General features: G+C 73.4%; 25 protein-coding genes, 1 tRNA gene and 1 other RNA gene. 15 read left to right on the forward strand and 12 right to left on the reverse strand.

The features are described from left to right. Positions 1-95 precede the first annotated feature (95 nt). Positions 96-518: an organic hydroperoxide resistance protein gene (locus ACTHAM_RS15060; protein ID WP_440688892.1), complete on the forward strand. Its 423-nt coding sequence runs from the start codon at positions 96-98 to the stop codon at positions 516-518. A 64-nt stretch (positions 519-582) separates the two neighbouring features. Here the strand turns inward: ACTHAM_RS15060 and ACTHAM_RS15065 are convergent, their stop codons facing one another. From ACTHAM_RS15065 to ACTHAM_RS15085, 5 genes are all read right to left on the reverse strand, one after another. Beyond that, complete coding sequence (locus tag ACTHAM_RS15065) at positions 583-1,161, reverse strand: DUF5063 domain-containing protein (RefSeq protein WP_440688894.1); 579 nt, start codon at positions 1,159-1,161, stop codon at positions 583-585. Positions 1,162-1,190: 29 nt separating this feature from the next. Beyond that, positions 1,191-1,790, reverse strand: a complete 600-nt coding sequence (recR, locus tag ACTHAM_RS15070) for a recombination mediator RecR (protein WP_440688896.1) — start codon at positions 1,788-1,790, stop codon at positions 1,191-1,193. Positions 1,791-1,854: 64 nt separating this feature from the next. Then, positions 1,855-2,913 carry a 2,3-butanediol dehydrogenase gene (locus ACTHAM_RS15075; protein ID WP_440688898.1) on the reverse strand — a complete coding sequence of 353 codons (1,059 nt, stop codon included), beginning with the start codon at positions 2,911-2,913 and terminating at the stop codon, positions 1,855-1,857. Between the two features lie 105 nt (positions 2,914-3,018). Then, a complete protein-coding gene (locus ACTHAM_RS15080) occupies positions 3,019-5,277 on the reverse strand; it encodes a DNA polymerase III subunit gamma and tau (RefSeq protein ID WP_440688900.1) in 2,259 nt (752 codons plus the stop codon). Between the two features lie 51 nt (positions 5,278-5,328). Then, a complete protein-coding gene (locus ACTHAM_RS15085; RefSeq protein ID WP_440688902.1) occupies positions 5,329-6,054 on the reverse strand; it encodes a lysine transporter LysE in 726 nt (241 codons plus the stop codon). 80 nt (positions 6,055-6,134) lie between these two features. Here ACTHAM_RS15085 and ACTHAM_RS15090 point away from each other — a divergent pair, with 80 nt between their 5' ends. Beyond that, positions 6,135-6,662 carry an Lrp/AsnC family transcriptional regulator gene (locus ACTHAM_RS15090; protein ID WP_440688904.1) on the forward strand — a complete coding sequence of 176 codons (528 nt, stop codon included), beginning with the start codon at positions 6,135-6,137 and terminating at the stop codon, positions 6,660-6,662. 39 nt (positions 6,663-6,701) lie between these two features. Here the strand turns inward: ACTHAM_RS15090 and ACTHAM_RS15095 are convergent, their stop codons facing one another. Together ACTHAM_RS15095 and ACTHAM_RS15100 are read right to left on the reverse strand one after the other, a co-directional pair. After that, positions 6,702-8,057, reverse strand: a complete 1,356-nt coding sequence (locus ACTHAM_RS15095) for an FtsX-like permease family protein (protein WP_440688906.1) — start codon at positions 8,055-8,057, stop codon at positions 6,702-6,704. Then, positions 8,054-8,830 (reverse strand): ABC transporter ATP-binding protein, encoded by a 777-nt coding sequence (locus ACTHAM_RS15100; protein ID WP_440688908.1) that lies wholly within the window; start codon positions 8,828-8,830, stop codon positions 8,054-8,056. Before ACTHAM_RS15100 ends, ACTHAM_RS15095 begins: the two co-directional genes overlap by 4 nt. A 258-nt stretch (positions 8,831-9,088) precedes the next feature. Here ACTHAM_RS15100 and ACTHAM_RS15105 point away from each other — a divergent pair, with 258 nt between their 5' ends. The 5 genes from ACTHAM_RS15105 (at position 9,089) to ACTHAM_RS15125 (ending at position 12,367) form a co-directional block, all read left to right on the forward strand. Then, positions 9,089-10,591, forward strand: coding sequence for a ferredoxin reductase family protein (locus tag ACTHAM_RS15105; protein ID WP_440688910.1), 1,503 nt, complete (start codon positions 9,089-9,091; stop codon positions 10,589-10,591). A 6-nt stretch (positions 10,592-10,597) separates the two neighbouring features. Beyond that, on the forward strand, positions 10,598-11,179 hold the full coding sequence (locus ACTHAM_RS15110) for an FMN-binding protein (RefSeq protein ID WP_440688912.1): 582 nt from the start codon (positions 10,598-10,600) through the stop codon (positions 11,177-11,179). 94 nt (positions 11,180-11,273) lie between these two features. Further along, a complete protein-coding gene (locus ACTHAM_RS15115) occupies positions 11,274-12,095 on the forward strand; it encodes an FAD:protein FMN transferase (RefSeq protein ID WP_440688914.1) in 822 nt (273 codons plus the stop codon). Between the two features lie 32 nt (positions 12,096-12,127). Then, positions 12,128-12,224: signal recognition particle sRNA small type (ffs, locus tag ACTHAM_RS15120), an RNA gene on the forward strand. A gap of 58 nt (positions 12,225-12,282) precedes the next feature. Further along, positions 12,283-12,367: transfer RNA gene (locus ACTHAM_RS15125), tRNA-Ser, on the forward strand. Positions 12,368-12,493: 126 nt separating this feature from the next. Here the strand turns inward: ACTHAM_RS15125 and ACTHAM_RS15130 are convergent. Further along, complete coding sequence (locus tag ACTHAM_RS15130) at positions 12,494-12,775, reverse strand: hypothetical protein (RefSeq protein ID WP_440688916.1); 282 nt, start codon at positions 12,773-12,775, stop codon at positions 12,494-12,496. A 180-nt stretch (positions 12,776-12,955) separates the two neighbouring features. Between ACTHAM_RS15130 and ACTHAM_RS15135 the strand changes: the two genes are divergently transcribed. Both ACTHAM_RS15135 and ACTHAM_RS15140 read left to right on the forward strand, forming a co-directional pair. Beyond that, positions 12,956-13,318 (forward strand): hypothetical protein, encoded by a 363-nt coding sequence (locus ACTHAM_RS15135; RefSeq protein WP_440688918.1) that lies wholly within the window; start codon positions 12,956-12,958, stop codon positions 13,316-13,318. Between the two features lie 124 nt (positions 13,319-13,442). After that, a complete protein-coding gene (locus ACTHAM_RS15140; protein WP_440688920.1) occupies positions 13,443-13,946 on the forward strand; it encodes a DUF6584 family protein in 504 nt (167 codons plus the stop codon). A gap of 111 nt (positions 13,947-14,057) precedes the next feature. On the opposite strand, the gene ACTHAM_RS15145 is transcribed toward ACTHAM_RS15140, so the two are convergent. From ACTHAM_RS15145 to ACTHAM_RS15160, 4 genes are all read right to left on the reverse strand, one after another. After that, entirely contained in the window at positions 14,058-15,818 is a 1,761-nt protein-coding gene (locus ACTHAM_RS15145; RefSeq protein WP_440688922.1) for a SulP family inorganic anion transporter, read from the reverse strand. A gap of 30 nt (positions 15,819-15,848) precedes the next feature. Next, positions 15,849-15,971, reverse strand: coding sequence for a hypothetical protein (locus ACTHAM_RS15150; RefSeq protein ID WP_440688924.1), 123 nt, complete (start codon positions 15,969-15,971; stop codon positions 15,849-15,851). A 138-nt stretch (positions 15,972-16,109) separates the two neighbouring features. Further along, positions 16,110-16,544: a hypothetical protein gene (locus ACTHAM_RS15155; RefSeq protein ID WP_440688926.1), complete on the reverse strand. Its 435-nt coding sequence runs from the start codon at positions 16,542-16,544 to the stop codon at positions 16,110-16,112. A gap of 127 nt (positions 16,545-16,671) precedes the next feature. Beyond that, the gene (locus ACTHAM_RS15160) at positions 16,672-18,927 is read right to left on the reverse strand and encodes a LuxR C-terminal-related transcriptional regulator (protein WP_440688928.1); all 2,256 of its coding nucleotides are present in this window, start codon (positions 18,925-18,927) and stop codon (positions 16,672-16,674) included. Between the two features lie 218 nt (positions 18,928-19,145). On the opposite strand from ACTHAM_RS15160, the gene ACTHAM_RS15165 reads away from it, so the two are divergent. The 6 genes from ACTHAM_RS15165 (at position 19,146) to ACTHAM_RS15190 (ending at position 25,721) form a co-directional block, all read left to right on the forward strand. Continuing rightward, on the forward strand, positions 19,146-20,363 hold the full coding sequence (locus ACTHAM_RS15165) for an anaerobic sulfatase maturase (protein ID WP_440688930.1): 1,218 nt from the start codon (positions 19,146-19,148) through the stop codon (positions 20,361-20,363). Continuing rightward, a complete protein-coding gene (locus ACTHAM_RS15170) occupies positions 20,356-23,259 on the forward strand; it encodes an arylsulfatase (protein WP_440688932.1) in 2,904 nt (967 codons plus the stop codon). Before ACTHAM_RS15165 ends, ACTHAM_RS15170 begins: the two co-directional genes overlap by 8 nt. A 72-nt stretch (positions 23,260-23,331) precedes the next feature. Then, positions 23,332-23,796, forward strand: a complete 465-nt coding sequence (locus tag ACTHAM_RS15175) for a DUF6325 family protein (RefSeq protein ID WP_146953146.1) — start codon at positions 23,332-23,334, stop codon at positions 23,794-23,796. 1 nt (position 23,797) lies between these two features. Beyond that, positions 23,798-23,956 (forward strand): hypothetical protein, encoded by a 159-nt coding sequence (locus ACTHAM_RS15180; RefSeq protein WP_440688934.1) that lies wholly within the window; start codon positions 23,798-23,800, stop codon positions 23,954-23,956. A gap of 147 nt (positions 23,957-24,103) precedes the next feature. Continuing rightward, positions 24,104-24,439, forward strand: coding sequence for a helix-turn-helix transcriptional regulator (locus ACTHAM_RS15185; RefSeq protein WP_440688936.1), 336 nt, complete (start codon positions 24,104-24,106; stop codon positions 24,437-24,439). Next, the gene (locus ACTHAM_RS15190; protein WP_440688938.1) at positions 24,429-25,721 is read left to right on the forward strand and encodes a type II toxin-antitoxin system HipA family toxin; all 1,293 of its coding nucleotides are present in this window, start codon (positions 24,429-24,431) and stop codon (positions 25,719-25,721) included. Before ACTHAM_RS15185 ends, ACTHAM_RS15190 begins: the two co-directional genes overlap by 11 nt. Positions 25,722-25,788: the final 67 nt, after the last annotated feature.

Raw genomic sequence — 25,788 nt, forward strand, 5'->3', positions numbered from 1 at the left:
GAGCTGGCTGTGGGTGGGTTCCGGCCCGAGTGTGACACGGGGCGGCGGGACGACGTACGGTAGACAGACTAGTCCGTCTACTCCTGAGGAGCACCATGAGCACGCTCTACACCGCCACGGCCACCGCGACCGGTGAGGGCCGCGCCGGACGCGCCGTCACCGACGACGGTCAGCTCGACCTCGCCCTGGCGATCCCCACCGCCCTCGGCGGCCCCGGCGGCGGCACCAACCCCGAGCAGCTGTTCGCCGCCGGCTGGGCCGCGTGCTTCCACTCCGCCCTGCGCACCGTCGCCCGCGCCGAGAAGACGACCCTGCAGGACACCAGCGTCGTCGCCGACATCTCCCTGCAGCCCGACGGCAACGGCGGCTACCAGCTCCAGGCCGCCCTGCACGTCGAGATCGGCGGCATGGACCAGGCCGAGGCCGAGCGGCTCGTCGAGCGCGCCCACCAGGTGTGCCCCTACTCCAACGCCACGCGCGGCAACATCGACGTGGTCATCGACACCACCGTCGGCTGACCCCGCACGCACGAGAGCCCCGGTGCGCCGACCTCACAGGTCGCGCACCGGGGCTCTCGTCGACTCAGGGCTGCAGCGCGTCGTACTCCGCCTCGGTGGCCACGTCGTCGTCGACGTCCAGCCGCAGATGACCCAGCATCGACTGCAGCGTGCGCAGACAGCTCGACGCCCGCCCACCCCAGTCGGACAGGTACGAGAACTGCCACCACCACAAGGCCTCGAGCACCTGACCCGTCTCGTAGTGACGCAGACCCTGCGCGAGCGCCCCCGCGATCGAGACCAGGTCACCGGAGACCGTGGCCTGCGTGACGTCCGGGCCGAGCACCGGGTCGACGACCTCGTCGTACTCGTCGATGCCCTCGAACACGTTCGCCAGGCCCGCACGCACCGGGTCGACATCCGGGTCCGGGCCCAGGTCAGGCTCGAACCGCAACGTCGGGACCACGTCCTGCGTCGCCCCCAGCCGTGCACCGGCCGCCAGCACGTCCGAGACCGCCAGCAGCAGCAACGGCAACGACGCGTCGGGGTTGGTGCCCGCCGCGACCTCCGTCACGGTGGTCAGGTAGCTGCGGGCCTCGTCGGCCACCGCACGCGCGATGTCGCGCAGGTCGGCGTCCCCCGACGCCTCGTCCGTCGTGCTCATCGTGCTCCCCTCGTTGTCGTGGCCGACGACTACGCGTTGATGCGTCGACGCCCCTCGAAGGCCCGTCCCAGCGTGACCTCGTCCGCGTACTCCAGGTCCCCTCCCACCGGCAGACCCGAGGCCAGCCTGCTGACCGTCAGACCCATCGGCACCAGCAGACGCGCCAGGTACGTGGCTGTCGCCTCACCCTCCACGTTCGGGTCGGTCGCCAGGATCACCTCGGTGACCGTGCCGTCCGCCAACCGCGTCATCAGGTCCTTGATCCGCAGATCGTCCGGGCCGACCCCCGCGATCGGGTTGATGGCCCCGCCGAGCACGTGGTACTTGCCGCGGAACTCGCGCGTGCGCTCGATCGCCACGACGTCCTTCGGCTCCTCGACCACGCAGATCACGCTCGCCTGACGGCGCGGGTCACGGCAGATCCGGCACTGCTCCTCCTGCGCGACGTTGCCGCACACCGCGCAGAACCGCACCCGCGCCTTGACCTCCGTGAGGGCGTCGACCAACCGCCGCACATCCGCCGGGTCGGCCGCGAGCACGTGGAACGCGATCCGCTGGGCACTCTTGGGACCGACCCCGGGCAACCGCCCGAGCTCGTCGATCAGGTCCTGGACCGCGCCTTCGTACACACGGGCAGCCTACGGGGCGACGGCGCCCGCGCCCGCGCTGGACCCGCCCGCACCGGCCCCCCGCTCAGAGCCGGACGAGCACCTTCACGACCGTGTCGCGCTGCTCGACCAGCACCCGGAAGCCCTGCTCGACGATGTCCGCCGCGTCGATCCGCGCCGAGACGAACGCCCCCAGGTCGACCTTGCCCTCGCGGGCCAGGGCGATCGCCGTCGGATGGTCGTGGGCGTAGCCGATGGCACCACGCACGTCGAGCTCACGCAGCACCACGCGCGACAGGTCCACCGTGGGCCGGCCGACGAACTCGGCGACGACCTGCACCACCCCGCGCGCCCGCACCGACTCGAGCATCGTGTCCAGGACCGGCTGCACCCCGGCGCACACGAACGCGACATCGGCCCCGCGCCCGTCCGTGAGCGCCGCCACCCGCGCCGGCACGTCGTCCTGGGTGGGGTCCAGGACCACGTCGGCCACCCCGGTGCGCAACGCCGTCTCCTTGCGGGCGGCACTGACCTCCGTGACGACGGTGGTCACCCCGAGCCCTCGGAGCACGGCCGCGACGAGCAGACCGATGGGACCCGCACCACCGATGACCGCCACGTCGCCGGCCACCGCGCCCGAGCGACGCACCCCGTGCACCGCCACCGCCAGCGGCTCGATCAGCGCCGCCTCGTCCAACGGCAGGTCGCCCACCGGGTGCACCCACCGGCGGTCGACCACCACCTGCTCGGCCAGGCCACCCCCGCCGCCGGAGATGCCGACGAAACCCATCGAGTCGCAACCGTTGTAGCGACCCTCGAGGCACGAGGTGCACCGGTCGCACACCAGCAGCGGCTCGACGACCACGCTCTCGCCGACCGTCAGGCCGTCGACGCCCTCACCCAGCTCCAGGACCACACCCGAGAACTCGTGCCCCAGCACCACCGGCAGCGTCTCGCCCGACAACGGGTGCGGGGCGCCGGCCGTGGGCGCCGGCGGGAACGGGCCGTCCTGGAACAGGTGCAGGTCCGTGCCGCAGATGCCCGTCCACGCCGGCGCGATGCGCACCGCACCGGGGCGCAGCACCGACGCGGGGATCTCCTCGAGCCGCACGTCTCCCGTGCCGTGGTACCTGACCGCACGCATGGCTGCCTCCTCCGGGGCCCGGACGCGAGGCCCGGTGGAGCCGGACCGGTCGGCCGACTGGCTCGACCGTAGGCGCGGCCGGGTGGTGGCCCTGCGGGACGAAGGTCAGGCGGGGTCGTCCAGCTGCTCGTCGATGACCGTGCCGCCGAGCATCTGGGCGATCAGCGGCGCACCGACCAGCCCCGACGCGGTGATGTCCGGGTCGTCGGGCGACGGGTCGTCCTCCTCGGGCGGCGTCGCGGCCTGCTCGGACCGCTCACGCCGGACCGCGGCCATCGCCCGCTCCCGGGCCGACGGTGCTGCACCTGCCCCGGGGGCACCCGAGGCGCCCGGCGCGGACGGCTGCCGCTCGGACGGGGACGGCGGGCCCGACTCGTGCCAGTCGTCGTCCGGCGGCTCGGCCAACGGTGGCTCGTCGTCGTCCGGCGGCGTGACCTGCGGGCCCCGCTCGGGGACCGCCGCGCCACGCGAACCGCCCTGCGGCGCCGACGGTGCCACCGGGGCCGCGGGCGCGGGCGCGGGCCTGGCTGCCGGGGCGTCCCACGACGCGGCCGCCTCGGCAGAGCTCATCGCGCGCGAGCCCGACGCGGCGTCGGCCGAAGGGCCCGCGGGTGCCGCCCCCCGGTCACCGGGCGGCTCGCTCGCCGTGGCGGGGCCGCGACCCTGCTCGACCAGCACACCCTCGACCCGGACGTCGAGGCCGAGTGTCTCGCGCAACGCCCTGCCGAGCGCCTCGTGGTGGCGCGAGCCCATGAACGTCGAGACCAGACCGGGCTGGGCGAACCCGAGCCGGAGGGTCGTCGCGTCCAGCTCGAGCACCTGGCCGTGCTGGTTCACCAACGCCCACGCGGGCAGGCGCAGACCCTTCAGGGTGCCGAGCACCTCGGGCCAGCGGCGACGCAGCATCTCGGTGTCGGCCGCCACCGCGCCGGAGGACGCCGCAGCCGGGGCAGCGGGTGCGGCGGGCGGGGCGACCTCCACAGGCGGTGTGGGCTCGGCGAGTCGAGCGGGCGGGGTGACCTCGACAGGCGGAGCGGGCTCCGCGGGCGGGTCGACCTCGACGTGCGAGGCAGGCTCGGCAGGTTCGGGCGTGGGCACTGGCGTGGGCACGGGTGCGGGCTGCTCGACGGGTGCCGGCTGCGGCCGCGACAGGCCGGCGGCCGGCGTCGCGGCCGGCACGGCCCCTGCACCACCGGTCGGAGTACCGCGGTCGAGCCGCTCGAGCCGGTCGAGCCGTGCGGCCAGACCCTCGCGGGTGTCGTCGGCCGCGGGCAGCAGCAGGCGCGCCATGAGCAGCTCGAGGTGCAGCCGCGGGGAGGTCGCCCCGCTCATCTCGGTCAGCGCGGCGTTGGCCAGGTCCGCCGAGCGCGACAGCTCGGCCGCCCCGAGGTGCTGGGCCTGCGCGCGCATGCGGGCGAGCTGATCGGCCGGTACGTCGCGCAGCGCGGCGGACGCGGCGTCACCGGAGGCGGCGATGACGATCAGGTCGCGCAGACGCTCGAGCAGGTCCTCGACGAAGCGACGCGGCTCGTGACCGGTGGAGATGACACGGTCGACGACCTTGAAGGCGGAGGCGCCGTCGCGCGCCGCGATGGCCTCGACCAGGTCGTCCAGCAGCGAGGAGTGCGTGTAGCCGAGCAGGGCGACTGCACCCTCGTAGTCCAGCCCCTGCTCACCGGACCCGGCGATGAGCTGGTCGAGCACGGAGAGGGTGTCGCGCACCGAGCCGGCGCCCGCCCGCACCACCAGCGGCAGCACGCCGGAGCCGACCTGCACCTGCTCCGCCTGGCACAGCTGCTCCAGGTACGGCACCAGCACGTCGGGCGGCACGAGCCGGAACGGGTAGTGGTGCGTGCGCGAGCGGATGGTGCCGATGACCTTGTCGGGCTCGGTGGTCGCGAAGATGAACTTGATGTGCGGCGGGGGCTCCTCGACGATCTTCAGCAGCGCGTTGAAGCCCTGGTTGGAGACCATGTGGGCCTCGTCGAGGATGAAGATCTTGTACCGGTCACGCGCGGGGGCGAACGTGGCGCGCTCACGCAGCTCACGGGCGTCGTCGACACCACCGTGGCTCGCGGCGTCGATCTCGACGACGTCGAGGCTGCCGGGGCCGCCGCGGGCCAGCTCGACGCACGACGGGCACGTACCGCACGGGGTGTCCGTAGGGCCCTGCTCGCAGTTGAGGCAGCGCGCCAGGATGCGCGCCGAGGTCGTCTTGCCGCAGCCGCGCGGGCCGGAGAACAGGTAGGCGTGGTTGGCCTGACCGCTGCGCAGCGCCTGCCGCAGGGGTGCGGTGACGTGGTCCTGCCCGATCACCTCGGCGAACGAGTCGGGCCGGTAGCGGCGGTACAGGGCTGTCGTCACGCACCGAACCCTAGACGCCCGCACCCACGGCCGCCGACCCCCTGCGACCGCTCAGCCGAGCGCCAGCACGCCGGCCAGCGCGACCACGACGAGGCTGCCGCCGAGCGAGAGCGCCGTGCGCCCACGCACCCCGACGCGGCCACCGAGCAGCCCGGCGCCGAGCGCGAGCACCAGCTGCCAGGCCGCGGACGCGAGTGCCACGCCGACCACGAACGCGGCACCCACCCCGGGCCCGGGCCTCCCGGTGGTGACGGTCGCGGACGAGGCGTCGGCCAGGCCCGCCACGGCACCCACGGCCACGGTGGCGAACGTGACGGCGGTGGTCGGGTTGACCGCGGTGAGCGCCACGAACCGCGCGTAGGCGGCGCGCGGCGTCCCACCCCGGTGCGCTGGGCAGCCGCGGCCACCGATGCCCGCGAGGCCACCGGCACCGTCGGGTGCCGCGGCGTCGACCGGGCCGGGAGCGCGCAGCCCACCCACGGCGCCCACGACCCCGACCGCCCCGACGAGCAGCAGCACGCCCGCGCTGGTCAGCCGCACCAGGTCGGCGTGCGCCTCGACCGCCCGCCCGACGGGCACGCCGACCAGGACGGCGAGCACCGCGTACACCGCGTCGACGCTCGCGACCCCGAGCGCCGCCCCCACGGCCACGCGCGTGCCGCGCACCAATCCCTCGCGCAGCAGCAGCACGCCGACCGGGCCGACCGGCACGGCCACGGCGAGACCCGCGAGCACCCCGACGAGGAGCGCCGCACCCGACCCGGCACCTGGTGGCATGCGGGCGATGGTGCCCGCCCGGTCCGGCCGCACGCACCCACCCGCTGCGCATCTGTTCGTCCGGCTGCGATGATCGCGGTGTGGACGACATCGACCGCGCGATCCTGCGCGAGCTGACCGCGGATGCGCGGTTGCCCTTCCGTGAGCTGGGCCGCCGGGTGGGCCTGTCCGCGAACGCCGCGGCGGCCCGCGTCCGGGCCCTGCAGCGCGACGGCACGATCCGGGGGTTCACGGTCGTCACCGCCCGCACCGCAGCGGTCGCGGCGGGCCGGGCGTCGGCAGGGTCCGGTCCGGTGTCCCCCTCGGCCACCGGACCAGGCCCTGCCCCTGATGGTGCTCCTGCGCCGGGCGCGGGGCACCCGCTGGAGGTGTTCGTCGACGTCCGGCTCGCACCGGGGGCCAGCGAGGAGTTCCTCGAGCGGCTGCACCGCCCGCCGGGGTTCCCCGAGGTCCTCGACGCCGTGCACGTGACCGGCGGGTACGACTACCTGCTGCACGCGCTCGTCGCGGACCCGGCCGCGATCGACCACCTGGTGCGCCGGCTCAAGCGCGAGACGGGTGCCGAGCAGACGTTCACCCGCCTCGCGCTGCGCCCCGACCCCGCCTGAGGCGAGCCCTCCCCGAGGCGAGCCCGGCTCGCGCGGCCGTCAGTCGGCGCGGACGACCGTCGTGGCGAGCACCGACCGCAGCAGCGGCCGACTGGTCTCGGTGGCCGCCACCACGAGCAGCACACCCCCGGTGAGGCAGCCGACCAGCAGCAGCAACCCGCCGGGCGACTGCACGGCAGCCATCCCGAACAGCGGCAGCAGCATCACCAGTGCGAGCACCGCCGATCCGACGGCGACCGCGAGCAGCGGCACGAGCACCTCACGGCGTCGCACCGCGTCGAGCAGCTCGACAGGCACACCAGCCAGGTCCGCGAGCGCGTACTCGCGGCGCCGGTCCAGCACCGAGGCGGCCTGCGAGATGCCGGCGGACGCGGCAGCCACCAGGAACGTGATCACCAGCGTGAGCATCGCGCCGGTGACGATGTCGTCGAACAGCAGCTGGCCCTCGGCGTCGACGTCCTGGCCGACGGTCAGCACGGGAACCACGGCGAGCGACCCGGCGACGAACCCGGCCAGGCCGAGCCCACCCACGATGCGCCAGGTGGCGCGGGGGTCGTCGAGCAGGCGCCGGGCGGCCAGCAGCCGCGCGGGGGTGTTCGCGCGCCGCAGCAGGAGTCGGCCCAGCAGCCCGAGGGTCCACGGTCCGAGCGCGTTGAGGGTGGCGAAGGCGACGGCGAACATCGCCACGAGCAGGATCACCGCGGCCGCACCCCACATGCCGAGCGTCGCCGAGACGACCATGAACGCACCGGCACCGACCAGGGCGAGCACGAGGCGCAGCGCGCTGAGCCCCGGGGGTGTCTGGCGGCGGGCCACCCCGAGCGGGGAGACGGTGACGCGGCGCAGGGACACGGCGCCGGAGACCAGTGCGAGCAGCGGTGCACCCACGAGCGCACCGAGCACCCCCGGCCACCCGACCCACAGCTCACTGACGGTGAACGTGGTGCCTTGGAACGGCACGAGTGCCCACAGCGGCAGGAGCGCGCCGTAGAGCAGCGTGCCGGCGACGGCCCCGACGAACCCCTGGCCCACGGTCTCGACGAGCGTGAGCCCGACGACCTCACGTGGTGTGGCGCCCAGCAGCCGCAGCGTCGCCAGGCGGGCGTCGCGCCGGGACACCCCCAGGCGTGCCGCGGCGCCGCCGAGCGTGATCAGCGGGACGACCAGGAGCACGAGGGCCGTCCAGGCGAACAGCACGTAGGCGTCGCCGACGTCCGTCAGGTACTGGCTGGTGGGGTGCTGGGCGCGGTGGACGAAGCCCAGCAGCCCGCCGACCACCGACAGGGTGAGTGCCGTGGAGACGGCGAACGCGGTGACCGCGAGCCCGGTCACGACCCTCGCGTCACGCCCGCCGGCGCGTTGCAGGCGCGGGGCGAGCGCCAGCACGGGGTTCACGCGGCACCGCCGACGACGAGGCCGTCGCGCACCTCGATGCGGCGGTCGCACCATGCCGCCACCTGCGCGTCGTGCGTGACGACCACCAGCGAGGCGCCGGCCCGCCGGGTCGTGTCGGTGAGGATCCGCATGACGTCCTGACCGGTGGCCTGGTCGAGCGCGCCGGTGGGTTCGTCGGCGAACACCACGTCCGGCCCGGTGATCAGCGCACGTGCCACGGCGACCCGCTGCGCCTGCCCGCCGGACAGCTCGCCCGGGCGCCGGCCCTCCATCCCGGCGAGCCCCAACGAGCCGAGCCACTGCGTGGCGATGTCGATCGCGTCCTTGCGGGAGGTGCCCAGCAGCATCGACGGCAGGGCGACGTTCTCCACGGCGGGCAGCTCGGACAGCAGCTGGCCGAACTGGAACACGAACCCGTAGTGCCGACGCCGCAGCAGCGACCGTTCCCGCTCGCCCAGCCCGGAGACCTCGCGGTCGCGGAGCACCACGGAGCCCTGGTCGGGCGGCAGGATCCCGGCCAGGCAGTGCAGCAGCGTGGACTTGCCGGAGCCCGAGGGGCCCATGACCGCCAACGACTCCCCCTCGCCGAGGTCGACGTCGACGCCTGCGAGCGCGGTGGTGGCCCCGAACCGTTTGACCAGGCCGCGCGCACGGAGCCGGGCGATCGGCGACGGCGCGTGCGCCGGGGCGAGGGCCAGGGCGGGCGTCGGTGCGGCGGTCACGGCGCTCGCTGCGGTCGGGGTGGAGGCGGGGTACGGGCTCGGTGCGCTCATGCGGCCAGCGTCCGCCCGGAGAGCGCCGGCCCGCGTCGGCCTGCGGGACGGACCTGGCCCGACGGCCGCTGCGACTGCGGGCCGACCCGGGGCCGCCCGGTGTCCACCGGATGGACGAGCCGACCCTGAGGAACCCCTGAGAGCCCGCCGTGGAGTCCCGTTGCTGGGGCGGTGCACCGCCGGTTCTCAGAGTTCCCCCAGGTCGTGCCGCCACCGTGGTGCTCACGACCCCGCGAGGTCGATCGGACAGGAGCCACGATGACCACGACCACCGCACGACCCGGCGCGACCCCTGCGTCCCGGGCGCCGCGCACCACACGGCTCGACGCGACCGCCAGGACCGCGGCCGGTACCCGCCGGGGCGCCGATCCGGCACGCCCGGTCCGCCTGCGCCCGCCGCTGCGTCGCGCCTGGTGGCCCGATGCGGTCGGCATGTTCACGTGGGGCACGCTGCTGGTCGTCACCGCCCTGTGGGTCGCCAACTCGGGCCTGCAGGACGTGCTGGCCGGACCGGCGGCGGCGTTGTCGTCGCTGGGTCGCCTGACGGGTCTGTGGGCCTCGAACCTGCTGCTGCTGCAGGTGCTCGGCATGGCGCGCGTGCCGGTGATCGAGCGGGCGTACGGCGCGGACCGGCTGGCCAAGTGGCACCGGTGGGTCGGTTTCAGCTCGTTCCACCTGCTGCTGGTGCACATCGTCACGCTGGTGCTGGCCGAGAACCTGTACACCGGCACCGGCGTGGTGCAGTCCGCGTGGTCGATGGCCCTGACGTACCCGGGGATGCTGCTGGCCTGGGCGGGCACGTTGATGATCACGATGGTCGTGGTCCTGTCGATGCGGGCCGCGCGGCGCCGCCTGCGGTACGAGTCGTGGCACCTGCTGCACCTGTACGCGTACCTGGGTGTCGGCCTGGCCCTGCCGCACCAGCTGTGGACGGGCAGCGACCTGACCGCGCAGCCGTGGGCCGCCGCCTACTGGTGGGGTCTGTACGGCGCGGTGCTGGTGTGCGTGCTGGTGTACCGGGTCGGTGCGCCCCTGCTGCTGTCGGCGCGGCACCGGTTCGAGGTGGTCTCGGTGACCCCCGCCGGGCGTGGCACCGTCACCGTGCACATCACCGGCCGCCACCTGTCGCGGCTGCGGGTCGAGGCCGGCCAGTACTTCACGTGGCGGTTCCTGACCGGACCGGGCTGGACCCGCGGTCACCCGCTGTCCCTGTCGGCCGCCCCGACCACCGCGGGCCTGCGCGTCACCATCGGTGTCGACGGCGACGACGGCGAGCGCATCGCGTCGATGCGACCCGGCACGCGGGTGCTCGTCGAGGGTCCGTACGGGCGGATGGTCAGCAGCGCCCGCACCCGCCCGCGCATCGCGGCGTTCGCCGCCGGCACCGGGGTGGCACCCGTGATGGCCCTGCTGCACGACCACGCCGCGACGAGCCGGACCACCGGCCCGGACACGCTCGTGCAACGGCTCAGCGACGAGCAGGACGGTTCCCTGCTGCAGGACGCCGCGTGGCTCGCCGACCAGTACGGCCTGCGGCACGTGACCCTCGTCGGCCGCCGTTCACGGACCGGGACCTCGTGGCTCCCGGAGCAGTACGGGCACGTGGCCGGTCCGCAGGCCGTGCGGCATCTGATCCCGGACCTCGACGAGCACGACGTGTTCGTCTGCGGGCCCGACGGCTGGGCCGACGCGGTCGTCACCGACCTGCGTGCCGCGGGCGTGCCCGACTCCGCCATCCATCTCGAGCGCTACACCTGGTAGGTCATCATGCGTCGCATCGTCATCGCGTTCATGAGCACGCTCAGCGGGCTCGTCCTCCTCTTCTCCTACCCGACCAGCACCAACCGGTCCGTCGAGTCCGCGAGCACCACCACCGCGGAGGCCCCGGTCACGTCGTCCACCACGGGCGACGCGACGACCGACGCGGGCGCCGGATCGAGCACCGACACGGGGTCGAGCACCGACTCGTCCGGCACCACCGATCCGGGCGCCGCAGACTCCGGCACCGCGGACTCCGGCACCACCGGGTCGGGCACCGCCGACTCGGGCAGCACGAGCACGTCCGGGATGGCCGACGGGACCTGGACCGGCACGACCGTCTCGACCCGGTTCGGCGACGTGCAGGTGGAGATCACCGTCTCCGGCGGCACCATCACCGCCTCGGACGCCATCGCCTACCCGACCCGCGACGGCAAGTCGAAGCAGATCAACGCCTACGCCGTCCCCGTGCTCAACGAGGAAGCCCTCTCGGCGCAGAGCGCGTCGATCGACCTGGTCTCCGGTGCGACGTACACCAGCGACGCCTATGTGGAATCACTGCAGTCGGCCATCGACCAGGCGCTAGCCTGACGGTCCGATCTGTCTGATTCTCATGGTCCTCTCACGTTCACGGAGCACCATGGGGCACCACCCAACCCGCTGCGTCACGACCACGAGGACCGTGATGACCCTCTCCACCACCGACCGCCCGGCCGCCGCCCTCCCACCCACGGAGCCCGTGCCGTTCGTGCCCACCTCCGTCGAGCCCCCCAGGCGTTCGTGGGTCGAGCAGATCATGGGGATGCCCGTCAGCATCCACGTGCGCGGACCGATGGCACCGGCCCCTCTGACCGCGCGTGCCGTGGCCGACGCGTACGCCGAGCTGCGCCGCATCGACACGGTGTTCAGCACGTACCGCGAGGACTCGGTCATCTCGCGCGTGCGGCGCGGTGAGATCCGGTTGGCGGACTGCCCGCCCGAGGTCCTCGAGGTGCACATGCTGTGCCGGCAGGCCCGCGAGCGCACCGACGGCTGGTTCGACGCGTGGCGCTGGCGTGACGGCTTCGACCCGACGGGCCTGGTCAAGGGCTGGGCGATCGCCCGCGCGGCGACGTTCCTGGAGAAGGTCGAGGGCGACGTGGCCATCGACGCCGGGGGTGACGTGCTCGTGCGGTCCGCGGCCGACGCCCCCTGGCGGGTCGGCATCGAGGACCCGAACGACCGCTCGACGATCCTGGCCTGGGTGGACGTCACCGAGGGCGCCATCGCGACGTCCGGCGTGGCGGCACGCGGCGCGCACATCATCGACCCGTTCACCGGGCAGTCCGTCACCGGGGTGCTCTCGGCCACGGTCGTCGGCCCCTCGATCCTGTGGGCCGACGTGATGGCCACCGCCGCGGTGGCCCGCGGCGCGGACGCCGTCGAGTGGGTCACGACCCTGCCGGGTACCTCCGGCGTGCTCGTGATGGCCGACGGCGAGATCCACCGCTGGTCCAACCCGGTGTGACGGCCGGCCGCCCGCGCTGCGTTAGGCTGGTGGCAGACCCCTCGTGCGGCGTCATCTCGCTGAACTCCCCCAGGGCCGGAAGGCAGCAAGGGCAGGTGAGCTCTGGCGGGTGTGCGGGGGGTCCTTGCATGCCCGCACGGGACCCGGTTCGGGGATGCCGACTCGGTCCGCTACCATCGTGCGGCCGGGAGGATTCGCCTAGTGGCCTATGGCGCACGCTTGGAAAGCGTGTTGGGTGAAAGCCCTCGGGGGTTCGAATCCCCCATCCTCCGCCGGTGAAGGGCCCGTGACTCGCAGCGATGTGGGTGGCGGGCCCTTCGTCATGGCCGAGACCGGGCGTCGAGGTGCGATCTCGGGTGCACACCACCGCGGGGCTTTCGCGGGCGGTGCACCCATCTTCAGGCCGTCGGCGTGGACGCCTCGAGACGTCGGCGCCGACGCGTGCGCACCCAGTCGACCAGGGTCTCGCCGAGCGAGCCGACCGCGAACGACTGCACGGCCTGCGGGACCAGGTCCACCTGGTTCACGGTGTGCAGCGCCACGGCGACCCCGACGGCCAGCACCCAGAACGGCACCAGGGCCATCCACCGTCGCCGGTCGCTCACGCCGAAGCGCCGGTCGACGAACCCCGCGTAGGCCACGCCGAGGAGGACGCCGGCCACGGTGACGAGCAGGAACACGATCGGCTCCTTCGAGAGGAAGACCAGATCCGGCCACGGTAGCGCCGCAGCCGGCTGGGCGTCGGGCGTTCAGCCGCTGGGGGCGGCCTGTGCAGGTTCGGTGTGCGGACCGTCGATCCTCGGACGCCCGTCGGGCACGCCGCTAGCGTCGAACCCACGCAGCGACGAGCGGGGGACACGGTGAACGCGCAGCGACGGCTGGTCTCGGGTGGCGTCCTCGCTGTGGCCTCGCCGGTCGTCGTGCCGGTGGCTCTCGCCCTGGGCGTGGCGATCGCCCTGACGGCGTGCAGCGACGAGGGCGACCTGTCCGTGGTCAACGAGGGCGACTCCGAGGCGACGATCCTGACGGGGGACGAGGAAGCGACGGTCTCCCCCTGGGGCGGCGTGGTCTTGCTCGACTACGGCTGCACGCCCGGTGACGTCACCGTCGAGTTCCCCTCGGGCAGCACCGTGGTCCTGCCCGGACCGGTGTGCCCGGACCAGGAGATCGTCGTCGGGAACGGCACGGCCGAGGTGCGGCAGGTCGTCCCGTCCGGAACCTGAGGCACCACCGTCGGATGGAGCTGCCCGGCAGAGGCGCGGTAGCGCGGCGGTCTGCCGGACGGGCCGCTCGCTGGCGGCCAGCAATTGCCTGTGATGCGCGGACGTCGGCCCCTACAGTCGCCCCGTGAGCGTGGAGCGGACATTGGCTAGGGTCGAGGAGGACCTGCGCAGCGGCGACGTCACGATGGCGCGCACGCGTCTGCAGAGCCTGCTCACGTCCAAGCCGCGCGAGCTCGACGCCCGAGAGCGGCTCGCCGACCTCTTCCGCCTCGACGGCAACCAGGTGGAGGCCGGACGCTGGTCCTACCTCAGCGAGCATCGCGACCCGGAGGAGGTCGCCGCGTTCGAGAAGGCCTGCGGCCGCAACCCGGTCCGGGTCATGCGGGCCCTCCGCTGGCGGGGGTCGGAAGCGGCGGCCGCGACCGAGGTGGCCCGGCGGCGGCTCCTCGAGGTCCGCGCGAGTGCAGAGGCCAAGGCCGGTCGGGAGCTCGACTGGTCGTCCGGCGGGCGTGAGGTCGGCGGCTCGTGGTGGGATGCCGCACCGGTCATCGGTTGCCTGGTCGGCGGCCTTGCCCTGGCGGCCCTGGTGGTCATCGGTGCGGTCACGGTCATCGGTTGGATCGTCTAGCGAACACGAGGCACTCGGTTCCCGTGCGGGTTCCGTGCGAGCGCGCTGATCGCCCTGAAGGCGTGCCGCGACCTTCCGTCCGACGACGCGCTGCTGACCGGACCGTGCGCATCAGGCGGTTGCTGCCGCGACCGCCGCGACCACCGTCGGGTGGAAGTGCTCCGTGCCGATGACGTCCGTCAACCCGGTCGAGGCGAAGTGCTCGCGCAGATCGGCGGTGGCCCGGGCGACCTCCAGGGTGATGTTGCGCGCCAGGCAGCCGGCGTGGACCTCCGCGACGGCGTCCACGGCGGTGGCGTCGATGCCGGAGAGGCCCCCGGCGTCGAGCACGACGGTGGTCACGGGACGCGGGGCGCCGTCGACGGCCGCCCAGATGCGCCGTTTGAAGAAGTGCGCGTTCGCGAAGAACAGCCGGCCCTGGATGCGGTAGACGACGACCCCAGGTGTGACGACCGCGTCCGGGCGGGTGCGCACGTCCGCGAACCGGCCGTCCTCCTCGGACCAGCCGAGCACGGCGTCCTCGGGTGCGGCCATCCGGCGGATCACGTCGACGAGCGACAGCACGACGGCTGCGGCGATCGCGGCGAGCACACCGATCGTGACGACGAACACCGCCGTGACGGCGGCGATGGCCACCTCGGCGCGGCTGCTGCGCGTCAGCGCACGCCACTGGGCGGGCTCCACGAGCCGCAGCGAGGCGACGAGGATCACCGCGCCCAGCACGGCCGAGGGCAGGTACTGGATGGGCTCGGTGAGCACCAGCAGGATCAGTGCGATGGCCGAGAACGCCACGAACCCGCTGACCTGGCTGGTCGCCCGCATCGAGTCGTTGACCGCGGTCCGCGAACCGCTCGCCCCGATGGGCATCCCGTGGCTGAACCCGGAGGCCACGCTGGCCAGGCCGTAGGCGAGCAGCTCCTGGTCGGCGTCGACCGTCTCGCGGTGCTTGGCCGCGAACGAGCGGGCGATGAGGATCGCGTCGGCGAAGCTCACCAGGAAGATGGCCAGCGCCGGCATCACCAGGGACCGGAGCTCGTCCATGCCGACGTCCGGTCGCGCCAGGTCGGGCAGCCCGGCCGGTACGGGTCCGGTCAGCGCGACCCCGTGGGACTGCAGATCCATCGCCCAGGAGACGCCGATGCCGAGGACCACCACCACGAGCGCGGCAGGCACCCGAGGGGCGACCTTCGGCAGGACGACCAGGATCACCAGCGTGACGACGGCGACGGCCACGGTCCACACGTTCGCGTCGCCGAGGTGCAGCAGCGTGTCGGCGGCTGCCTGCAGCTCGCCCTCGAGGTCGCTGGAGACTCCGGTCAGCTTGCTGAGCTGACCCAGTGCCATGAGCACCGCGACGCCCGAGATGTAGCCGACGAGCACCGACTGCGAGAAGTAGTCGGCGAGCCAGCCCAGGTGCGCCAGCCTGGCCACCAGGAAGAGGCACCCGATGCCGATGGCCAGGGCGGCGGCGAGCGCGGAGTACTCGGGCGACCCGGCGACCGCGAGCGGGCCGAGCGCCGAGGCGACCAGCAGCGCCACGGCACCCTCGGGTCCGATCACCCCGCGGCGCGTGGCACCCATCCCGGCGTAGACCAGCACCGGGAGCAGCAGGGCGTAGAGGCCGGCGGTGACGGGCAGGCCTGCTAGCTCGGCGTACGCCATGCCGGCGGGCAGCGCGAGCGCGGCCACCGTCAGACCTGCGATCGCATCCTGCCGGAGACGGCTGCCGGAGTAGCCGCGCACCGTGGTCACCACCGGGACGAGGCGACGGGTCAGCGGTTCCTTGGTGGACGAGGCGAACGGTGAGCGGCGCCCGTAGGCGTCGCGCACCGTCCGTCGCGTGGTCGGGCCAGGTCGGCCGGCATCGGACATGGGGGTCTCCGTCAGCAGCGACCAGCAGCGTCAGGCCAGGGCCTTCGCCTTGCGCGTGTCGAGCTCCGCCGGGGTGATCGACCCGGCCTGCAGCAGCATGTCCGACCCGCGGGCGACGACGGAGATGCAGACGAGGTGGAAGGCGGGGACCACCAGAACCGCTCGGCCACGCTGTCCATCTCGGGACCCTCCTCGGTTCGTCGTCAGGTGAGGCTGCTCCGAGTCTGGGACGAGGCGCCGGGGGCCACATCCACCGATCTGGATGACGGACCGACACCGGCCGTCCGCACGTCAGCGGCTCGTGGGCGCATCCGGCGGGTCGATGAACAGCACGCAACCGCCGGCCCGGGCGGGCACGACCCCGGCGTGCACCTCGACGTCGTACGTGAGGCCCGAGCCGGTGATCCGCGGGGCGCTGACCCGCAGGGCCGGGTCTCCGAGCAGGTGCGTGCCGGCGCCGAGCAGACGCAGCCGCGCGATGGACCACCACACCCCCGTCCCCTCGTGCCTCTGCCACCACAGGTCGAGGAACGCACCGGTCGACACCTGGCCGACGGTGGTCGTCGGGTCGCCGAGCACCCAGATCGTCGCGGGTGCCAGCTGCTCCAGGCGGAGGGTGCCCCCGGCGCACCGCAGGCCGCGCGCCAGCTGCACGTACGTGGTGCGCGGACCACCGGGCAGGGTGCGGTCGAGCGATGCTCGCGGTCCGTCCCGTGCAGCTCCCACGGCGGCACTCCCCCCGCGCGCCGGGCTCGTCACGATGGCGGCGCACGTCAAGGCCACCAGCAGGGAGGCCGGGCACACATCACCCGATCCGGTGGATCGGGTGAGACCCGGGGTGGATCGGGCCAGATCAGTCGCGCGGCGGCGCCTCGACGAGGCCCAGCCGCTGGGCACGCTCGACCGACTCGTCGCGTGAGCAGACGCCGAGCTTGCGGTAGATCGCCAACGTGTGCGACTTCACGGTGTGCGGTGAGAGGCACAGGTGCTCGCCGATCTGCGGGATCGTCAGATGGCTGGGCAGGAACTGCAGCACCCGGATCTCCGCCGGCGAGAGGGCCGCCGCCGAGACGCCCTCGACCGAGAGCATCGCGAGCGCGGACTGCGCCTCCGCCAGGAAGTCGCTGACCAGCGTGTCTCGCAGGTCGGGCGTCAGGTGGGTCGTGGCCTCGCTGATCAGACGCCGCGCCAGGGAGCCGTCACCGAGGGCGACCGCGGCGCGGGCCTGGACGAGCCGCCCGCACACGGCGAACCAGGGCGCGATGCCGTCCGTGCCCGCCGTGAGGCGGCGGGCCGTGCCCAGCACGCGCACGGCACTCGGGTCGTGGTTCAGGGCCAGGACGAGCGCCAGCGCCGTGACGCAGTGCGCCGAGGTCGCGAGCCGTTCGAGCTGGTGGTCGCCGATGAGGCTCCGCGCCTCGAGCACGAGCTCGGTGCCGCGTCGCTGGTCGCCGGACGCGACGGCGAGCAGCCCCTGCCACGACAGCGAGTCGGCCACGAGCAGCGGCTGACCCAGCGCCCGCGCGAGCCCCTCGGCGGCACCCAGGCCCGCGAGCCCGGCCGGGAGGTCGCGCAGCAGCGTCAGGCAGACCCCGCGCACGAACGCTGCCGCGCTCCGGAAGCCCGAGTCCGGTGGCAGGCCGCTGAGCGCCGCGTCGCACAGCGCGATGCTGTCGGCGAGCCCGCCCCTGCCCACCACCGCCTCGGCGCACGCGAGCGAGGCGGTGACCTCGTCCGTACGTGCGTGCTCGCGCCAGTCCCGCCCGGCCAAGTTCTCGGCGTGCAGGAGCCAGCGGTCCATCCGCTCGGGGTCGCCCTGCTGGAGCGCCAGCCAGGCGGTCGCCGTCGTCAACCGCGGTTCCTGCTGCAGGTCGTGCTCGGAGATGCCGCGCAACCACCCGGCGAGCCGCTCGAGCGATCCGCTCGTCAGGCAGTCGGGGACCGCGGGCCAGATGATGTCGGCCAGCAGCCGTCCGTCGTGCGTCGCCCGGGCGTGACGCACGGCCTGGTCGAGGTCGCCCGCCTCGTCGAACCACAGCGCCGCCCGGCGGTGCAGGTCGACCAGCTCGGTCGGTGCCTCGCGGGTCAGCTCGCTCAGCAGCGCGTCACGCAGCAGGTGGTGGTAGCGGAACCGCTGGCCGGAGTCGTCGACCGGGATCACCAGCTGCAGGTGGTCGCACAGCTCGGGCAGGACCGCCACGGAGTCCTGCCGGTCGAGGATCGCGTCGCACACGGCAGGTCGCAGCTCGTCGAGGGCGGCGGTCCGGGTGAGGAAGTGCCGTGTGCGGGGGTCCAGGCCGTCGAGCACCTGCGTGCCGATGTAGTCGAAGACGAAGCCGTCACGCCCTCGACGGGACGGTCCGCCGTCCCGGGGTCCGCCGGTGCCGTGCCCCCGCATCGACAGGGCGTGCAGGTAGAGCCCCACGGCCCACCCCTCGGCCCGTTCGACGGCCTCGGCGAGCTCGTCGTCGGACCGGGTGACGTCCAGCCGGTCGAACAGCGTGGCCGCCTCGTCGAGGTCGAACGCGAGGTCGTCGGGCTCGATCTCGAGCAGCCGACCCGCTGCGCGCGCCCGGGCGAGGTACCGGGGCGCCTCCTCACGGGTGGCGAGCACGAGCCGACTCCCGTCGGGCACGGCGTCCGCGACGGCCGCGAGCGCGGCGTGGCAGGCCGCACCCTGCAGCAGGTGCACGTCGTCCACGACGAGCAGGTAGTCGCACAGCCGGGTCGCGGCCAGCCGCGCCAGCCCGGGCAGGACTGTCGCCGACCAGCCAGGTTCCTGCCCGGTGACGCCCGTGCGGGCGTCGGAGGCGGGAGGACCGATCCGCGCGAAGGAGTCCACCAGCGCGCGGGCCAGCAGTGCAGGGTCGTCCAGCCAGACGGTGGCGGAGATGGTGACGCACGCGCGTCCGTCGAGCCGCGACCACTGGTCGAGGAAGGTCGACTTGCCGGACCCCGCGGGTGCGCTGACCAGCACGACCGGTGTGCGGGCCTGCGTCGACAGGCGCGCCAGCAGCCGCGTCCGCTCCACCCAGGCGGTGCCGTCACCGGTCGGACCCTGGGGCGCGGGCAGCACGAGCGGTGGCTCTGCACCCTCCGACACGCTCATGTGGTCCCCCTGTGCGTCCGGAGCCTGCCGACGCGCCGCCCCCCGGCCGTGCGGAGTCCGCTCACGCACCGCCCCCTCCTGGCCATGGTGGCATCGCGATCACCGGCTGTCGCTGCGGGGAGTCCCCGCCACCACCCGACCCCGCAGGTTCACCCGAATCGGAGGATTCGCCCACGACCCGACCGGGCCACGATCGGGTGCACCGACGAGGGGGCCTGATGCTGACTGCCGACCCGGCACGACCCGTGCCGCGCGCCTTCCACGTGATGACCAAGCCCGTGGGTGCCATCTGCAACCTCGACTGCGAGTACTGCTTCTACCTGGCGAAGGAGCAGCTGTACGCCGGCAGCTCGTTCCGGATGAACGACGAGGTGCTCGAGCGCTACGTGGCCGGGCTGCTCGAGGCGCATCGTGGTGCCGACGAGGTCGTGGTGGCGTTCCAGGGCGGCGAGCCGACACTGATGGGCCTCGACTTCTTCGAGCGGGTCCTCGAGGTCGAGCGTGCGTACGCGGTCCCCGGGCAGCGGGTGCTCAACACCCTGCAGACGAACGCGACGCTGCTCGACGACCGCTGGGGCGCCTTCCTGGCCCGCGAGGGCTTCCTGGTGGGGGCCTCGATCGACGGCCCGCGCGCCATGCACGACGCATTCCGCACCGACAAGGGCGGCAAGCCGACGTTCGACCGGGTGGTGCGCGGCATCGACGTGCTGCGCCGGAACCGGGTCGACTGGAACGCGCTGACGACCGTGAACGCGGCGAACGCCGGCCACGGCGCTGAGGTGTACCGGTTCCTGCGCGACGAGCTCGGCGCGACGTTCGTGCAGCTGATCCCGGTCGTCGAGCGGGAGGGCGACGGGGTCAGCCGACGCACGGTCACGGGCGATGCCTACGGGCAGTTCCTCGTCGACGTGTTCGAGGAGTGGGTGCGCCACGACGTCGGCACGGTCTTCGTGCAGTCGTTCGACACAGCCCTGGCGCACTGGCTCGGCATGCCGGACGCGGGTCTGTGCGTGCAGGCCGAGACGTGCGGACGTTCGGTCGCGCTCGAGCACAACGGGGACGTCTACTCCTGCGACCACTTCGTCTCGCCGGAGCATCTGATCGGCAACCTGGCCGACGGTCGCACGCTGCTGCAGATCGTCGACAGCCCACGCCAGAAGGCGTTCGGCCAGGCCAAGCGCGACACGTTGCCGACCCGGTGCCGCGAGTGCGAGGTGCTCTTCGCGTGCAACGGCGGGTGCCCCAAGGACAGGTTCGTCCCCGCGGGCGACGGCGAACCACCCGTGAACTACCTCTGCGAGGGGTACCTCGCCTTCTTCCGTCACGTCGACGGACCCATGCGCGCGATGGCGGACCTCGTGCGCCAGGGCCGCTACGCGGACGACGTCATGACCTCGTACACCGCCGGACCCGACACAGGAGCAGGCCATGAGTGAGACGAAGATGCTGATCGTCGCCGGATACCCCGACGTGGACGTCGCCGAGCGGGAGTTCCGTGCGCTGGCCGACCGGGTGGCCGCCAAGGACCTGCACAGCGCCGGGATGATCCTGGTCGGCAAGGACGCCGACGGCAGCCCGCGCCTGCTCGACACCGGCAACCACCTCGGCCGCCGCGGTGCGGGATGGGGTGGTGGTGTCGGTGTCCTCGTCGGCCTGTTCGCCCCCGCGATGCTCGCCTCGGTGGCCGTGGGTGCCGCGGCCGGCGCGGTGGTCGGCCGGTTCGCCGGCCACCGGCTGACCGGGGCGATCCAGGACCAGGTCGGGGCGGCGCTCAAGGACGGCACCGCCGTGGTCATCGGTGTGTACCCGGCCGACGAGCGGCTCGAGGTCTCGCAGGCCCTGGCCGGCGCACCGCTGCGGTCCGTGGTCGAGTCGGACGAGGGCGGCATCGACGAGCTCAAGGACGCGCTCGCGGAGGCGATGGGCAAGTTCTCCCCGGACCGCACGGTCCTGCCCGTGCCGGACAAGCCGTTCGGCGGCGTGGCCGGTCACACCATCGACGGTTCGGCGGGCGACTGGACGCTCGTCGCGCCGGTCAAGGCTCCGGACGACGCCCCGAACGTGCTGATCGTGCTCATCGACGACGCCGGGTTCGGCGGCCCGGACACGTTCGGCGGTCAGATCCGCACCCCGAACCTGACCCGGGTGCAGCAGCAGGGCGTCACGTACAACCGGTTCCACGTCACTGCCGTGTGCTCGCCGACGCGGGCCGCGCTGCTCACCGGACGCAACCACCACCGGGTCGGCATGGGCGGGATCGCCGAGTTCCCCGGGCCGTTCCCCGGCTACACCGGCATGCGCCCGAAGGCGTGCACGGCGCTGCCGCGGATCCTCAAGGAGAACGGGTACGTCACCGGGGGCTTCGGCAAGTGGCACATGACCCCCGGGCACGAGATGGGTGCCGCCGGCTCCTTCGACCACTGGCCCACGGGTTGGGGCTTCGACCACTGGTGGGGGTTCCTGACGGGTGCCGCCGGGCAGTACGACCCGATCATCACGCAGGACAACTCCACCCTCGGCGTCCCCGAGGGGACCGACGGCAAGCTGTACTACTTCCCGGACGACATCACCGACAAGACCGTCGAGTGGTTGCACGCCGTGCGCGCGCAGGACGCCGAGAAGCCGTGGTTCGTGTACTACTCCACCGGCGCCACCCACGCGCCGCACCACGTGGCCAAGGCCTGGGCGGACCGGTACGCCGGGCAGTTCGACGAGGGCTGGGACGTCTACCGGGAGAAGACGCTCGAGCGGCAGAAGCGGCTCGGCATCGTCCCGCAGGACACCGACCTGGCCCCGCGCCCCGAGGCCTACCCGGCGTGGGAGGGCCTCTCGGACACGGAGAAGCGGCTGTACGCCCGGCAGATGGAGGTGTTCGCCGGGTTCTCGGAGAACGCCGACTGGAACGTGGGCCGGCTGCTGGACGCCGTCGAGGACATGGGCGAGCTGGACAACACCCTGGTGATCTACATCTGGGGCGACAACGGCGCCTCGATGGAGGGCACGCTCACCGGCTCGTTCAACGAGACGACGTTCTTCAACGGTCTCGTCCTCGACGCCGAGGAGCAGATGGCGCTGACCGACAAGTACGGCGGCATCGCCGAGCTGGGCGGTTTCCACACCGCGCCGCACTTCGCCGCCGCGTGGGCGCACGCGAACAACACGCCGTTCCGGTGGGGCAAGCAGATGGCCTCGCACCTGGGCGGGACCCGCGACCCGATGGTGATCGCCTGGCCGAGACGGATCGCCTCCGGCGGCTCCCTGCGGACGCAGTTCACGCACTGCATCGACGTGGTGCCCACGATCCTGGAGGTCGTGGGGCTGCCGACGCCGACGGTCGTCGACGGCATCGGGCAGGAGCCGCTGGACGGCACCAGCTTCGCGTACACGTTCGACGCGCCGGACGCCGACGAGCAGCACACCGTGCAGTACTTCGAGATGTACGGCAGCCGGGCGATCTACAAGGACGGCTGGTGGGCCTGCACCAAGCTCGACAAGCTGCCCTGGGACTTCTCGCCGGCGACCCTGTCGCGGTTCGCGCCGGGCAGCGGGTGGGACCCCGACGCGGACGTGTGGGAGCTGTACTTCCTTCCCGACGACTTCTCGCAGGCGCACGACCTGGCGGCCGAACGCCCGGAGAAGGTCGCCGAGCTGGTCGCGCTGTTCTGGGCGGAGGCCGAGCGCAACCACGTGCTGCCGCTGCTCGGCGGATTCGCGGTGTTCTTCGGGATCCTGCCGCCGATGCCGACCCGGACCCGGTACAGCTTCGCCGGCGACGTGCAGAACGTGCAGACCACGATGATCCCGCGCATCTACGGCCGGTCGTACGCCATCGAGGCGGCCGTGCACGTGCCGGAGGCAGGTGCCGAGGGCGTGCTGGTGGCGTTCGCGGACTTCATCGGGGGCTTCGCGCTGTGGGTCGACGAGCACGGGCTGCTCAACCACACCTACCAGTTCCTCGGGGTGGAGACCTACCGGCAGACCTCGACCGTGCCCGTGCCCACGGGCGACGTCACGCTGACCATGCGCTTCGACGCCGACCAGGCCGTCCCGGGCACCGGCGGGCACGTGACCCTGTGGGCCGACGACCAGCAGATCGGCGAGGGCGACCTGCCACGCACCGTCGGGCTGCTGTTCAGCACCTACGCGGGCCTGGACATCGGCCGGGACAACGGCGGCGTGGTCGACCTCGACTACGAGGACAGGGCGCCGTACGCGTTCACCGGCACGGTGCGCACGGTCGTGTTCGACCTCGCACCGGGGGCGCACGACGCCGAGCTCGACCTGCACGAGGCGACCGCCCAGGCCGCGCTCGCCCACGGGGCCGCCGGCTGAGGTGCACCCCACCTGCGCTCGAACTCGCGCGCACCCGCCCGACCCGCACGACCACACCGAGAGGAGCACGACATGAACGACGACCGCGAGCCCACGCTCGACGAGCTGGGCCCCGTCGACTACCTGATGCTGGAGTTCCCGGCAGGTCAGCAGAACTTCACCGGCGAGGTCGTCGACGAGCTCGCCCGCCTGTCCGAGGCCGGCACGATCCGTGTGCTCGACCTGCTGGTGCTGCAGAAGAACGCCGACGGCAGCGTGGACGCGGTGGAGATCGACGACCTCGAGGACGAGGCAGAGATCCGCGTGTTCGAGACGCAGATCGCCGAGCTGCTCGCCGCCGAGGACGTCGACATGCTCGCCGCGGCGATGGAACCCGACTCGGTGGCCGGCGTGCTGGTCTACGAGAACCTCTGGGCCGCGCCGTTCGGCGCTGCCGCACGGCGTGCCGGCGGACAGCTCATCGCCGCCGGGCGCATCCCGATCCAGGCGATCGCCGCATCCATCGAGGCCGAGCTGGCCTCCGAGGAAGGGAACTGACATGCCACTGCGCCCAGCACGCGTCGCCCGCCGAGGCGTCATCGGTGCCCCCGTCGCCCGCACGGCCGCCGTCGTGGGCACCGCGGCCGTCGTCTCGCACGGCGTCAACCGCCGCAGCGACCGGCGCGAGGACCGCCGCGACCGCCGAGGTCGCGGCTGACGGTCGACCGTCCCGTCTCACGAGCCGCCCGTCCCGGACCACCGGGGCGGGCGGCTCGCGCGCGGGCGGCCTCTTGCCAACGCCAGGGGGGCAGGCGATCATAGATCGACAGTTACGACCGTTATTCGCGTTCTATAGGGGGTTTCGGTGCCAAGGCGCACCCACGTCTACCTGCCGGCGACACTCGACGCCGCACGCGTGCTGGGCACGCAGATCGCGATCGCCCGGCGAGAGCTCGGATGGACCGCCGCCGAGCTGGCCGGACGGATCGGGGCAGCCCCTGCCCTGGTGACACGGATCGAGAAGGGATCGCCGGGCACCGCCCTCGGCACCGTGCTGGAGGCCGCGGTCGTGTGCGGCGTCCCGCTCTTCGGCGTCGACGCCGCCGACCTGCCCGGGGCTGCCGACCGCAGCCGGGCCGCGCTCGCGCTGCTCCCGCAGCGGGTGCGCCCGCCCACCGTGGAGATCAGCGATGACTTCTGACCCGCCCGCACCCCGGGCCTACGTGTGGGTGTGGCTCCCGGGTGCGACCTCACCGGTCGTCGCCGGCGTGCTGCAGGCAAGTGGCCGCGCGTTCGCCGACGAGCCCGTGCTCGCCTTCCGGTATGCCGCGAGCTACCGCGCCCGCCCCGATGCGGTCTCGCTCTACACGCCGGAGCTGCCGCTGGGCCCCGCGATCCTGGACCCGACGAGGGTGCCGCACCGGGACCCCCTGCACCTGGCAGGCAGCCTGCGTGACGCGGCGCCGGACGCGTGGGGCCGCCGTGTCATCAACCTCGAGGTCGGGAACGACCCGGACCTCCACCTGTCCGAGATCACGTACCTGCTCCGCTCCGGCAGCGATCGCATCGGTGCGCTGGACTTCCAGCAGTCGCCGACCGAGTACGTCCCCCGCGATCAGCATGCGTCACTGGACCAGCTGGTCGAAGGCGCCGGGATGGTCGAGCGGGGTGAGCACCTGCCGCCGTTGCTGGCCGCCGCGGTCGGGCACGGCACCAGCATCGGGGGCGCGCGCCCGAAGGCGCTGCTGCGCGACGGCGACCGGCACCTCATCGCCAAGTTCTCCTCGAGCACCGACGACCGGCCGGTGGTCAAGGCGGAGGGCGCGGCGATGCTGCTCGCCGCCCGCGCCGGCGCGGACGTCGCCCCGGTGTCGGTCGTCCGCGCCGGGGGCAAGGACGTGCTGCTCGTCGAACGGTTCGACCGGCACGCCCTCGCCGGACCCGACGGGAACGTCGGCGTCGCCCGGCGGCAGATGCTGTCGATGCTGACGGTCCTGGGCCTGTCCGAGACGAGCGCCCGCTACGGCTCGTACGCCCTGATGGCGCAGCACGTCCGCACCGGGCCGTGGACCGACGTGCCCCGGACCCTCCGCGAGCTGTTCACCCGACTGGTGGTCAACGTGCTCGTCGGGAACACGGACGACCACCTGCGCAACCACGCCGCGTTCTGGGACGGGACGCACCTGTCGCTCACGCCCGCCTACGACATCGCTCCCCAGCGCCGCTCGACGAACACCGCCACGCAGGCGATCGGCATCACCGCCGACGGTCGACGGACCAGTCAGCTGCGGCTCTGCCGCGAGGTCGCCGGCGAGTTCCTGCTCACGGACGCACAGGCGGTCGCCGTGATCGACCGCGTCCGGACCGCGATCGTCGACGGCTGGGACGACGTGTGCGACCAGGTGGGGCTGACCAGCGCCGAACGCGCCACGCTCTGGGGACGAGAGTTCGCGCACCCGTACGTCGACTACGCCGAGGCGTAGGCGACCCCGCACTCCTGCCCATGCGGACTTCGGCGCGTGGCCAGGCCCGTGATACTCAGTGCGGCGC

The organism is Cellulomonas soli, from assembly GCF_052036975.1.
GTDB classification, from domain to species: Bacteria; Actinomycetota; Actinomycetes; order Actinomycetales; family Cellulomonadaceae; genus Cellulomonas; species Cellulomonas soli_A.

Coding starts and splice junctions, on each gene's coding strand:
- ACTHAM_RS15060 (WP_440688892.1), top strand. CDS start 96: ATGAGCACGCTCTACACCGCCACGGCCACCGCGACCGGTGAGGGCCGC.
- ACTHAM_RS15065 (WP_440688894.1), bottom strand. CDS start 1,161: ATGAGCACGACGGACGAGGCGTCGGGGGACGCCGACCTGCGCGACATC.
- ACTHAM_RS15075 (WP_440688898.1), bottom strand. CDS start 2,913: ATGCGTGCGGTCAGGTACCACGGCACGGGAGACGTGCGGCTCGAGGAG.
- ACTHAM_RS15085 (WP_440688902.1), bottom strand. CDS start 6,054: ATGCCACCAGGTGCCGGGTCGGGTGCGGCGCTCCTCGTCGGGGTGCTC.
- ACTHAM_RS15100 (WP_440688908.1), bottom strand. CDS start 8,830: ATGAGCGCACCGAGCCCGTACCCCGCCTCCACCCCGACCGCAGCGAGC.
- ACTHAM_RS15105 (WP_440688910.1), top strand. CDS start 9,089: ATGACCACGACCACCGCACGACCCGGCGCGACCCCTGCGTCCCGGGCG.
- ACTHAM_RS15110 (WP_440688912.1), top strand. CDS start 10,598: ATGCGTCGCATCGTCATCGCGTTCATGAGCACGCTCAGCGGGCTCGTC.
- ACTHAM_RS15115 (WP_440688914.1), top strand. CDS start 11,274: ATGACCCTCTCCACCACCGACCGCCCGGCCGCCGCCCTCCCACCCACG.
- ACTHAM_RS15145 (WP_440688922.1), bottom strand. CDS start 15,818: ATGTCCGATGCCGGCCGACCTGGCCCGACCACGCGACGGACGGTGCGC.
- ACTHAM_RS15160 (WP_440688928.1), bottom strand. CDS start 18,927: ATGAGCGTGTCGGAGGGTGCAGAGCCACCGCTCGTGCTGCCCGCGCCC.
- ACTHAM_RS15165 (WP_440688930.1), top strand. CDS start 19,146: ATGCTGACTGCCGACCCGGCACGACCCGTGCCGCGCGCCTTCCACGTG.
- ACTHAM_RS15170 (WP_440688932.1), top strand. CDS start 20,356: ATGAGTGAGACGAAGATGCTGATCGTCGCCGGATACCCCGACGTGGAC.
- ACTHAM_RS15175 (WP_146953146.1), top strand. CDS start 23,332: ATGAACGACGACCGCGAGCCCACGCTCGACGAGCTGGGCCCCGTCGAC.
- ACTHAM_RS15180 (WP_440688934.1), top strand. CDS start 23,798: ATGCCACTGCGCCCAGCACGCGTCGCCCGCCGAGGCGTCATCGGTGCC.
- ACTHAM_RS15190 (WP_440688938.1), top strand. CDS start 24,429: ATGACTTCTGACCCGCCCGCACCCCGGGCCTACGTGTGGGTGTGGCTC.